Genomic DNA, 11,761 nt, shown 5'->3' on the forward strand with positions numbered 1-11,761 from the left:
TCATCAGCGTGAGTCGTGTTCCATTCTCCTTCCTCCTGTTATCTGGATGTAGATGTGTTCATCTGCCCTCGTGCGTTGATTTCGATGGCAGCTTTCATGGCCGCCCACAGGACAAGTTGCACATAGATACACATCCCAAGTCCCACCCAACTGACCAATGAGGTACCCGAGAATAACACGCCAAAGCCCACTGCCACAATGACCCCGACGCGTAAAAACGCTTTACGGCTCATCCACCCATTCGCCTTTCCGCCCACGCCCCAGTGGGACACAACCTCATCCGGCAAGTGATCGCGATACGTACGTGCAAGGTGAATTTGAAGGTATACAAATAGACAGGAGATCAGGAATGCTGCCACAGCGGCGGACCAGTGGATAGGGACAGCGGCTGTGTACTGCGCCGAAGGAAGCGGTGCTCCAAAATCCGCAACGCGATCGGCAAGGGCGTGAACGTTGAGCGTGGAGATGAGCACAAGGTGATGACCGTCGGAAATCGCGAGCTCTGGGTAATGGCCAAGTCTGTAGACAATCGCGGTTTCACCGTTCTTGAGGCGAAATAGACCTGTCTGATAGTCGCCTGCACTGGTACCGTACATTCGTACAGCGGGTGCATAGGGGCCATCAGGCACCACCCAGTCTGCCGATGCACGAGCGAGATCGACCGTGGTCACACCGACATCGGTGCGCAGCTCGAGCGTGGAGCCGCGGACTTGCCAGCCCCCCGCAAGCATGGTAACAAGCATCCATACGCATAGAAACGACGGGGCAAACGGTAGAATGCGAAATAACAGACGGAACTGCCTTGCATAACTCTTGGCAAACGATCGCGATAACACAACGGATAAGATGACAAACGCCATCGTGAGGCCAACTGTGATCCAAATACCAGTATTCATGCTGAGTGCTTGCGCGAGGGAAAGGCGATCCGACATCCTCCCACTCCTTTGCGGGCGTTATCGTGGATCTAGCCAAAATATACGATGTTTGAACGGTTATGACAAAAGTAAGTTTACTCCCCCCGTCGATACGCGCGAATCGCGTCTGATAGTCCTCTCCGATCGCGTTTCCCGAAAAGGCTCCAACCACAATCAGATCGGGCCAGCGACCTGGAGGAATACGGATTAAACGACAGCACATCAAGACATTTACGAAAAAGATGTAATACTGGAAGCATATGTTCAAGATCGGACTTTATAGTCGAGGAAGACACCCTGCTGCAAAGACAAAGATGAGATAAATGGAACAATTGTGGAACGCGTGCGTCACTCCGAGGCATTATCATCGAATCCGGTTGGGAGAACGGGAATTAACCAACTTCTAGAGCAAGCAACATGTGAAGGGGAGATAGAGTATGAACCGGGCTCATTTGCTACACGCCGGCGCAGTCGGCCTTGCGGTTGTCGCGGCGTTGTCCTTCTCGACCATGCCAGTACTCGCAGACACCGCCAACACCACATCGAGTACCAGCGCCGCGACAACTTCGACTGGAGTGACGTGGACTGTGGATGCGGGTGCGATGTCGAAGAGTGGCGTGATGGCCATGGCGTTCTTCCCGAATGTCATCACCATTGACGCCGGCGACACGATCACGTTTGAGGGAGCAGGTCATACCGTTTCGTTTCCGGGCGCAGACGGCAAGCTTCCAGCATCAACATCCCCAGCGGCCCAGGCCCCTGCGGGCGGGAGTACGTATGACGGTACCTCCTTCACGTCTTCCGGTCTCCTGATCGGCAAGCCCTACACCTTGACGTTCACGAAACCTGGTGTCTATCCGTACTATTGTTTACTTCATCCTGGCATGATGGGCGTCGTCATCGTCAACCCAGCCGGAACCCCGTATCCGATGACGCAGGCCCAGTACAATGCCGAAGGACAGTCGGAGCAACAAGCGGATTTCACTGCTGGGGACCAAGCGGTATCGTCGTTCCAATTGAAGGCCCAGAAGAATCCGAACGGAACCACCACCTATTTTGCGCAGACGGATGCGCCCGAACCACAAACGTACACATTTGACTTGTCAGCGCAGAATAGCAGTACCGTCCGTGGCTCTGCGCTCATTGCGTTTTCGCTGCCACCGTCCCAGTCGAATCCAGAGACGACATACAGCATCGCCGTGAAGCTGGCGGGATTGACACCAGGACAATCGTACACGGCAGTGTTGAGCGAGGGGACGAGCGGCAGCGGCGTGACGGTTCCTCAGTCCCAGTTTGGAACGGTCACCGTCAACGCGGATGGTACGGGAACGGTCACCGGATCGGTCAACGCAATGGCGCTGCCGCAAGGTGTTTGGACGCTCGACATTGAGGACGCCACTCACCACATAGTGGCGAGTGGGCGCATTGACCATCCGTCGTGGGCATACGAACGCTTCCTGCCAGATACGCTCCACATCCACACGGGAGACACGGTGGTGTGGACACAGACCGGTATCAACGAAGTGCACACGGTCACGTTCCTCCCGAGCGGATGGTCCGATATCCCGAACGAGAGTCTCATGCCGGTCCCCTATGGCGGTCACATCTATGCGGGAACAGGGTTCTATAACTCTGGATTCATGGTTCCAGGCGCAACGTATGATCTCACATTTATTAAGTCAGGCAACTTTGCTTACCGCTGCTTGCTCCACGATGTGATGGGTATGTTGGGAACAGTGGACGTGACACCACAGCCCAACGTCTTGACGATCGCGCTAAACAACAGCGTGGACAACGTACCATCTCGGACAGTGGGCAAGACGACCTACGTGCCCATCTGGTACGTGATGCACATGTTGCAATCGCAAGGACTGCATAGCACTTGGAATGGATCCGACTGGAAGGTGAGCTCGACGACGCCGATTAACGCCCACAGCCAGGCCGGAAGCAGCGGCAACATCCACCTCTATTTGAACAACCAGCTTCTGTTTAGCGGCGACAGTCAGGTGTGGAGTCTGAACGGACACGCGACCACGTTCGTACCGGTACACCAAGTCGTCGGTGCACTCCAGTCGCTCGGGTTCGATGCGGCGTTTGACGGGAGCACCCTCGACATGACGCCTCAAGCGCACGCAGGATCCGTGCCTGCCCCTACCGCAGCACAAAGTATGGGTACTGGTGGCTCCCAGTCGTCCAGTGCCTCGGGAACCTCCGGAAACGCGATGAGTGGCATGAACTAAGCGGACATCAACAGACCCTCGCACGTATTGGTGCGAGGGTCTGTTGAGTTTTCGGCTGGGGAATCCAATTGGGTACCGTGAGGCGTTAAGGCTCGCATGTGAACGGCCGATGGACGGCCTGTTCACGCCTGTAGAAGCATCTTCAAGCAGTTGGCTACACTAACCACCAACCATTTAGACATGACTCTTGGCGAATGATTCGGAATCACAAACGCCAGGGGATCGAAAAAGCCGCCTTTGGTGTTGTTCATCCAAAGCGGCTTCCCCTTATCTCATGGAGCGGGTGATGGGAATCGAACCCACGCTACCAGCTTGGAAGGCTGGAGTTCTACCATTGAACTACACCCGCACATTTTGTTTGCGCACATTTCACTGGTGGGCCCACTAGGACTCGAACCTAGGACCAACCGGTTATGAGCCGGCCGCTCTAACCAACTGAGCTATGGGCCCGATGCGACGATAAAAATTATAACACAGTCGTCGCTGGTTGTCACGCTCGAGATCGAAATTCTAAGCACTCCCCTTCCCAGCGCCATTCAAGCCAGTGATGGAGGGTCAGGCAGCCAATACGGCCAGCCCGCCCCCTCGGATGAGCAATCACTGTATTATGCCCACGTGATGTCTGGCACGCCCTCAAGTAGCACCACTCGCGCAGGCGCCGCGTCAATTCCCGTAAGTTTCAGCGGCAACGCAACCATGAAGTAATGGCCTGCCGGCACGTCCTTCAAGCGCAAGCCTTCCAGAATCACGATATCCTTCGACAACAGCGACACGTGCGTCTCGTGGTTCGGCTGTGCCCGCTCAACGCCAAGACCATCAATGCCCACACCAGCGATCCCGATGTTTGCCAAATACTCGGCACCGTCCGCAGCCAAATAAATAAATTCGAAGTTGAACGTCTCCTCGAACGAGTTGCGCGTCTTGAACAACAAAAATTCGCCCGCTTGCGGTTGGTGCGGCTCCAGATCCGCCTTCGTGATGCCACCAGTGACTGAGGTCAGATCGATCACGCGGCAGGATCGAACCAACTTGTCCAAACCGACAGCTTCGATCGTCCGCCCATTCGGAATCATGTGCAGCTCGGCGTCGATGTGCGTACCGGTGTGCGCATCGAGATGCAGACGCGTCTCATGCGCACTTCCGGTGGTGAAGTCAGAGGTGGTTTCGAACTGAGGACGTTTTTCATCCTTGTTCTTGTATACCTGCATATCAGCATGGATCAACATGCTGATATCGTAGAGCTTTGCCATTTACCGCTTCACCTCCACCGGATGTCCGGTCGCGTGCTCGAGGTTGTCCATCGGCGACTCATTGCCGTAGAGCGGCCACCAGAGACCCGGCTGTTCCTTGACGAGATCGTGCGCAGCCTTCGGTCCCCATTCGCCAGCCTTGTAAGTGTGCAGCGGCACTGTGTTGTTTGCAAAGGCGTGCGCAATCGGATCGACAAACTTCCACGCCAGTGAAACTTCGTCCCAGCGCGTGAAGAACGTCGAATCGCCGTGCATCGCATCGTGCAGGAGGCGTTCGTAAGCTTCCGGCGACTTGTCGGCAGATTGACTGAACTCCATCGCGATCGGCACAACGACATTGTCGGTTCCCGGGCGCTTGACGTTCATCTGCATGTACATGCCTTCCACCGGGTTGATGCGAATGACGAGCAGGTTCGGGCCGAGATTGCCGTCCTGGTTGAAGTACAGGTGCTTCGGCATGTTGCGGAACTGGATGACGATCTCGGTCGATTTCACCGGCATCCGCTTGCCAGTTCGAATGTAAAATGGCACGCCTGCCCAACGGAAGTTGTCGATGAACAGCTTCGCCGCGACAAACGTCTCCGTCTTGGAATCCGGCGCAACACCCGGCTCTTCCAAGTATCCCGGTACTGCTTTGCCGCCGATTTCACCAGCCGTATACTGGCCACGCACGACGTACTGGCCAACTTCATCTTCCTGATACGCGCGCAAGGAGCGCAGCACCTTCACCTTTTCGTCGCGGATCGCCTCTGTGTGCAAGCGGCTGGGTGGCTCCATGGCGGTCATCATGACCATTTGCAACATGTGGTTTTGGACCATGTCGCGCAGTGCGCCTGACGTCTCGTAGTACGACGCGCGATCCTCGACGCCGACTGTCTCACTCGAGGTGATTTGCACCGACGCGATGGAACGGTTATCCCAAAGCGGTTCGAACATCGAGTTGGCAAAGCGGATGACTTCGATGTTCTGCACCATTTCTTTGCCAAGGTAGTGGTCAATACGATAGATCTCTTCTTCTGCAAACGCGCTTGAGAGCTGATCGTTCAATTCGGCAGCCGACTTGTAGTCGTGTCCGAACGGCTTCTCGATAATCAGGCGACGCCATCCTTTGGTGTCGGCAAGGCCTACCTTCTTCAAATAGAGGGCTGTTTCGCCGAAGAAACGAGGCGCCATCGACAGATAGAAGAGGCGGTTGCCGCCATGATCCTTCTTGCTCTCGACGTCCAGCACAAACTGATGCAACTTGCGGAAGTCGTCCTCGCTGTCGACGTTGCCTGGGACATAGAAGATACGCGCCAGGAAGCGCGACCAGACGTCTTCCTCCACGCCTTCCTTCACGAAGGATACAAGTGCCTTGTGCACTTCATCGCGGAACGCTTCCGTCGTGTAGTCGCGACGCGCCGTGCCGACGATGCTCAAGCCTTCCGGCATGAGACCCTTCTTCTCGAGTTGATATAAGGCCGGAAACAGTTTGCGATGGGCGAGATCGCCCGTGGCACCGAATAGGACAAAGACATGCGGCGGCAATTGACGAGTGTTGTTCTCCATCTCCACTCCAACCACTTCCCCAATCTCTTGTATATATTCCGGGACTCATTGTACATCAAGCGCTCGCGATCATACCAATGCCAATCGGCAAATGATGTGACTTGACATTAGTTTTTGATTCGCAGCCAACGTTTATGAATTATTGCGCGGAATTGCCTGACTCGCGAGCCTGTTCGCGCGCGAGCTGCCAGCGCAAGTAGGCGTGAATGAACGGATCGAGCAAGCCATCGACCACCGCCTGAACATTGCCGACTTCCTGGTTTGTGCGATGGTCCTTGACGAGCGAATACGGATGAAAGACGTAAGAGCGAATCTGGCTTCCCCACGCGATCTCCTTCTGCTCGCCGCGCAGTTCTGCGAGCTCCGCCTCGCGCTCTTCCTGACGTTTGGCCGCCAGACGCGCTTTCAGCAGTTCCATCGCAACAGCGCGGTTTTGGATCTGTGAACGCTCGCTCTGACAACTGACGACGATTCCTGTCGGCAAGTGCGTGATGCGTACAGCAGAGTCGGTGGTGTTGACGTGCTGACCGCCGGCACCCGTCGATCGGTAGGTATCGATCCGCAGTTCCTCCGGACGTATTTCGATGGTCGTATCATCCTCGGCAATCTCGGGAATCACGTCGACGGATGCGAAAGATGTATGACGACGCCCAGAGGCGTCAAACGGCGAGATGCGGACAAGCCGATGCACGCCTTTCTCGGCCTTGAGGTAGCCATAGGCGTTGTGCCCTTTGATGCGCAATGTCACGCTCTTGATACCCGCTTCGTCGCCAGGAAGATAGTCGAGAACTTCAACTTTGTATCCGTGGTCTTCCGCCCAGCGCGTATACATGCGCAGCAGGATGGACGCCCAGTCCTGCGACTCCGTGCCGCCTGCGCCCGGGTGCAACTCGACGATCGCGTTATTTGCGTCATAGTCCCCTGAAAGCATCAACTGTAACTCGAAGGAGTCGATCCCGTCCCTCAGTTTCGTCGCCATCTCGTTCGCCTCGGCGAACAGGTCCATGTCGTTCTCTTCCTGCGCAAGTTGCAATGCGACATCCGCATCGGCATGCAGGCTGGTCAGCTCGTTCATCTTATCCACGACGGACTTGAGGGCGTTCATCTCGCCGATGATTTTCTGAGCCTTCTCCTGATCATCCCAAAAATTCGGCTCCGCCATCAACGACTCGAGCGTCGCAATGCGGTTTTGCTTGTTAGGGACGTCAAAGAGACCTCCCGAAGTCCGCCAACCGAGTGGCCATCGTCTTTAGATCTTGGCGAAGCTCGCCAAAAGTCTCTGCCATAAACAGATCACTCCTCGTGTCATTTCCCACGGTATTGTATCAAACGCACGAACCCATCTGTGCCATCATTCAGCTGTTGTCATGCCCATGTCAAGAAGGCGCAGCAGGCCGCTGCGCCTTTCATCGTGCAACCCCGGTCAGCCGCCCTGTACAGGCACTGCGCCGTGTGCCTGCACAGGCTGAGGCGCCTGTTGCAAAGTCGCCTTGAAGACGTAAAGCACAACCTCTTCCTCGATGGAATGGATCATCGCTTCAAACATCTCGAATCCCTCTTTTTGGTAAATCACAAGCGGATCGGCTTGGCCGTAGGAACGCAAGTGTACACCCTGGCGGAACTGATCCATCGCATCAATGTGATCCATCCATTTCGAGTCGACTGCTCGCAGCAGGACGATACGCTCCAGTTCGCGCAAGAATCCCTGCAGCTCTTCCTCGCGGGCGTCGTAATTGGCCTTCGCCAACTCAAGCAAGCGAGTTTTAATTTCATCGCGATCAAGCTTGCGAATCGACGCTTCATCGACTTGTCCCGGCAGGAGAAAGTGATGCTCCGCGTACTGCAGAAGCGCCGGAATGTCCCAGTCCTCCGGAATTTGTTCTTCGGAACAATAGACCTCGAGCATGTGATCGACCAGGTCGTCGAGCATGCCTTCGACGACTTCTCGCAGGTTCTCGCGTTCGAGAATTTGTCGGCGTTGACGATAAATGACTTCGCGCTGCTTATTCAAAACGTCGTCATAGCGGAGGACGTGTTTGCGAAGATCGTAGTTATTGCCTTCAACCTTCTTTTGAGCACGCTCCATGGCACCGGTCAACATCTTGTGCTCAATGGGTTGATCTTCTTCAAGCCCAAGGCGATCCATCAATCGACGGATGTTCTCGGAGCCAAAGAGCCGCAACAAATCGTCCTCAAGCGACAGGAAGAACTGCGATGAACCAGGATCCCCCTGACGACCTGCACGACCGCGCAACTGATTGTCGATGCGGCGGCTCTCATGGCGCTCGGTACCAATGATGTGCAAGCCGCCAAGTGCAGGAACCCCTTCACCCAGCAGAATATCAGTACCGCGTCCGGCCATGTTGGTGGCGATGGTCACCATGCCGCGTTGCCCGGCGAGCGCGACAATTTCCGCTTCACGCGCGTGATGCTTCGCATTCAATACTTGATGCGGCACGCCCCGCTGGTGCAGAAGATGTGAAACAAGCTCCGATTTCTCGATGGACGTCGTGCCTACCAATACCGGCTGACCGACCCGATGGCGTTCGACGACGTCGTTGACCACCGCATTGAACTTCGCACGCTCCGTCTTATAGATGACGTCACCAAGGTCTTTGCGGGCAAGCGGCCGATTCGTCGGGATGACGACGACATCCATGCCGTAAATTTCAACGAACTCTTTCTCTTCCGTCTTGGCAGTACCGGTCATACCGGATAACTTTTCGTACATGCGGAAGTAGTTCTGCAACGTGATGGTGGCTAAGGTCTTCGACTCGTTCTGGACGCGCACGCCTTCCTTGGCCTCGATGGCCTGGTGCAGGCCTTCGCTGTAGCGCCGCCCCTCCATCAGGCGACCGGTGAACTCGTCGACGATGCAAATCTCGTCGCCCATCACGACATAGTCCTTGTCTCGGTGCATGAGGCCGTGTGCCTTGAGGGCTTGCGTAATATGATGCATCAACGTGACATGATCGGGATCGAACAAGTTGCTCACACCGAAGTAGGATTCCGCCTTGCGGACGCCGGAATCGGTCAAGTTGGCGGTGCGCATCTTCTCGTCGACTTCATAGTCTTCTTCCGGCTTCAAGCGGCGAACGAGAAGATCTGCCCGAAAGTAGAGATCCGCAGACTTCTCGGCAGGTCCAGAGATGATAAGCGGCGTACGCGCCTCGTCAATGAGGATGGAGTCCACTTCGTCGACGATGGCAAAGTGCAGGCGGCGTTGCACCATATCGTCAAGCGTCATCACCATGTTGTCGCGCAGATAATCGAAACCGAACTCATTGTTTGTGCCATAGGTAATATCGGCCATGTAGGCTTCGCGCTTCTGCGCGGGTGTCATGTCGTGGCCGTTATAGCCTACGGTGAGGCCGAGAAAACGATGGACCTGGCCTGTATATTCGGCGTCACGCTTGGCCAAATAGTCGTTGACCGTGACCACATGCACACCGTGTCCTGTCAAACCGTTCAGATACGAAGGCAAGGTTGCGACCAGCGTCTTACCCTCACCGGTCTTCATCTCAGCGACCCGGCCTTCATGCAACACCATGCCGCCCATCAACTGAACGTCGTAATGGCGTTGGCCAAATACGCGCTTCGCGGCCTCACGCACAACCGCGAACGCCTCGGGTAAGAGATTGTCCAACTTTTCGCCATTTGCCAGCCGTTCCCGAAACGCAGGTGTCATCGCTTGCAGTTCAGCATCTGTCATCGCCTCGAATTGCGGTTCGAGCGCATTAATCCGATCCACCTTACGGCGCAATCGGGCAATATCTCGTTCGTTCGAATTAAAGACCTGTTTGAGGAGTCCCACCGAACGGTTACACCCCCATATCGCGATCGACTTCTAACTAGAGATTGTACCGTAGCCATGCACGATATCACAACATAAAGAAATCAAACACCATTTTCGTTAAATTTCTTTTCTACAAGAAGAGGCTTCCGGCACCACCGTCGCGCACGAGCGGTGCAGGAAGCCCCTTGATGAAAAGCATGATGGAGACATTGTTCAACCACGCTGTTGAAACCTATTGCGTTGCGTCTGTTGCAGTTGTTGGAATGGTTCGCCAGAACCCTTGACGATTAGCCCTGAGGTTCGATGAGACCGTAATCTCCCCGTTTGCGGCGATAGACGACATTGACCTCTTCCGTCTCGGCGTTCGTGAAGACGAAGAAATCATGGCCGAGCAGATCCATCTGCATGATGGCCTCCTCCACGTCCATTGGCTTAATGGGAAACCGCTTTACACGAACAACGCGCAAATCCTCTTCCGTGTCCAGCACTTCATCCGCAAAGCCACGATGCCGAATTTGTGTGCGTAATCCGCGAGCACGAAACCGTCTATTCAATTTTTGTTTATATCGGTGAACCTGTTCTTCCAATTTATCTGTGACCAAATCAATGGAGGCGTACATGTCCTGCGACTTTTCTTCCGCCCGGAAGATGACACCATGTACGTGCACTGTCATTTCAACGCGGTGATACGTTCCTTCAACCGCCATCGTTACGTGAATCTGCTTGTCCGCCTCACCCTCAAAGTACCGGGTCAAGCGCCCAATTTTTTTGTCCACGTATTCCTGAAGAGCCGAAGTGACAGAAATGTTGTCGCCATGAACCTGAATCTTCATTGACAACTCCTCCTTCGTGGTGGCTACATTATAAGCCTAATGGCCGGAAAGAGGAATGGTCAGATTCGGGTTTCGAGTGGCACTCTTACATTGTATACTTGGTATACTTGAAACAAGCAACTCTCCGCAATACATAAGGCAACAAACAAACCACAAGATTGGTATGCGAGGAGAAGTACACCTTTGAAGCCGCTATCGGAACGATTTCTAACCATCGATGCAACTTGGTCCTCCTATGCACATCAGGATCAGTTAGATAACCGCTGGCTTCTGGCTCAAACGTTACACACAGCGGCCACCCGTCGAGCCTTTCTTCCTGCTCTGGGTATCAAAGACAACATGACGGTGCTTGATTTAGGCACTGGGTTTGGTGCACTGGCGTTCGAGATCGCTGCATCTTGGGGTGTTACCATGTACGCGGTCGATCGTGACGAAGCGGCAATAAGCTCAGCGGAGAGCATGCTAGCTGAAATCGCAGGTGCGCAAGGAATACATCCGCAATCAAGTATAATCTTTCACATTGGCGACGTGTACCAACTCGCTTACGAAGACAACTCGTTTGACTACGTCGTCAGTCGTTTTGTATTTCAACATCTGTCCAGCCCCCAGCTTGCTATGCAAGAAATTAGACGGATCCTAAAACCAGGGGGTATCGTCTGTATCATCGATATTGACGACAGGTTATCGTTGTCATATCCGGAACCGTCACTAGCGTTTGTCCGACTCAGAGAAGCATTTTGTCAATTGCAGAATTTGAATGGAGGAGATCGCTACATCGGTCGTAAAATTCCGTTAATGATGCACGAGTGCGGACTCGACGTTATAAGGACGCTCGTACTCCCTCAGGCTCAATTTTCCCATGTTTCTTCCGACGGTTTGGCTACTAGATTAGCAATTCAGCAGTTTCTTGAACACCAAGAAGCTATCATTGAACACGGGTTGCTAACCGCAGACGAGTTTGAAAATTATATAGGGTCATTGCAAACGTCATCCGCTAGTTGGGTTTATTCCGTCAATGAAGAACTGATTACAATCGGACGGCACCGATGATATCCACCCGACGTCTAAAACATCCATATTACCACTTTTTATCATCGTGAGAATATGAAGCAAAAGAAATGAGACCGCCGAGCTGAGGACTTGACCAACAATCGATGTGTTCTCTAGCAATCGCCTATGA

General features: G+C 54.3%; 8 protein-coding genes and 2 tRNA genes. 2 read left to right on the forward strand and 8 right to left on the reverse strand.

Annotation, left to right across the window (positions count from 1 at the left end; genetic code table 11):
• Window positions 1-38 precede the first annotated feature (38 nt).
• On the reverse strand, window positions 39-932 hold the full coding sequence (locus C7445_RS09145; RefSeq protein WP_134159764.1) for a DUF1648 domain-containing protein: 894 nt from the start codon (window positions 930-932) through the stop codon (window positions 39-41).
• 419 nt (window positions 933-1,351) lie between these two features.
• Here C7445_RS09145 and C7445_RS09150 point away from each other — a divergent pair, with 419 nt between their 5' ends.
• Window positions 1,352-3,154, forward strand: a complete 1,803-nt coding sequence (locus tag C7445_RS09150) for a cupredoxin domain-containing protein (protein WP_134159765.1) — start codon at window positions 1,352-1,354, stop codon at window positions 3,152-3,154.
• A gap of 275 nt (window positions 3,155-3,429) precedes the next feature.
• On the opposite strand, the gene C7445_RS09155 is transcribed toward C7445_RS09150, so the two are convergent.
• The 7 genes from C7445_RS09155 to hpf form a co-directional block, all read right to left on the reverse strand.
• Window positions 3,430-3,503: transfer RNA gene (locus C7445_RS09155), tRNA-Gly, on the reverse strand.
• A gap of 24 nt (window positions 3,504-3,527) precedes the next feature.
• A tRNA-Ile gene (locus C7445_RS09160) sits at window positions 3,528-3,604 on the reverse strand.
• Window positions 3,605-3,759: 155 nt separating this feature from the next.
• On the reverse strand, window positions 3,760-4,404 hold the full coding sequence (locus C7445_RS09165) for a cyclase family protein (protein WP_134159766.1): 645 nt from the start codon (window positions 4,402-4,404) through the stop codon (window positions 3,760-3,762).
• The gene (zwf, locus tag C7445_RS09170; protein ID WP_134159863.1) at window positions 4,405-5,952 is read right to left on the reverse strand and encodes a glucose-6-phosphate dehydrogenase; all 1,548 of its coding nucleotides are present in this window, start codon (window positions 5,950-5,952) and stop codon (window positions 4,405-4,407) included.
• A 139-nt stretch (window positions 5,953-6,091) separates the two neighbouring features.
• A protein-coding gene (gene prfB / locus C7445_RS09175) for a peptide chain release factor 2 (RefSeq protein ID WP_166669071.1) occupies window positions 6,092-7,238 on the reverse strand; the annotation gives its coding sequence in 2 pieces (ribosomal slippage) (window positions 6,092-7,159 and window positions 7,161-7,238; 1,146 coding nt in all).
• A gap of 137 nt (window positions 7,239-7,375) precedes the next feature.
• Window positions 7,376-9,766 carry a preprotein translocase subunit SecA gene (gene secA, locus C7445_RS09180; RefSeq protein ID WP_134159768.1) on the reverse strand — a complete coding sequence of 797 codons (2,391 nt, stop codon included), beginning with the start codon at window positions 9,764-9,766 and terminating at the stop codon, window positions 7,376-7,378.
• A gap of 269 nt (window positions 9,767-10,035) precedes the next feature.
• Window positions 10,036-10,581 (reverse strand): ribosome hibernation-promoting factor, HPF/YfiA family, encoded by a 546-nt coding sequence (hpf, locus tag C7445_RS09185; RefSeq protein ID WP_134159769.1) that lies wholly within the window; start codon window positions 10,579-10,581, stop codon window positions 10,036-10,038.
• A gap of 183 nt (window positions 10,582-10,764) precedes the next feature.
• Here hpf and C7445_RS09190 point away from each other — a divergent pair, with 183 nt between their 5' ends.
• On the forward strand, window positions 10,765-11,631 hold the full coding sequence (locus tag C7445_RS09190; RefSeq protein WP_166669072.1) for a class I SAM-dependent methyltransferase: 867 nt from the start codon (window positions 10,765-10,767) through the stop codon (window positions 11,629-11,631).
• Window positions 11,632-11,761: the final 130 nt, after the last annotated feature.

Source organism: Alicyclobacillus sacchari (assembly GCF_004366795.1).
Classification (GTDB): Bacteria; Bacillota; Bacilli; order Alicyclobacillales; family Alicyclobacillaceae; genus Alicyclobacillus; species Alicyclobacillus sacchari.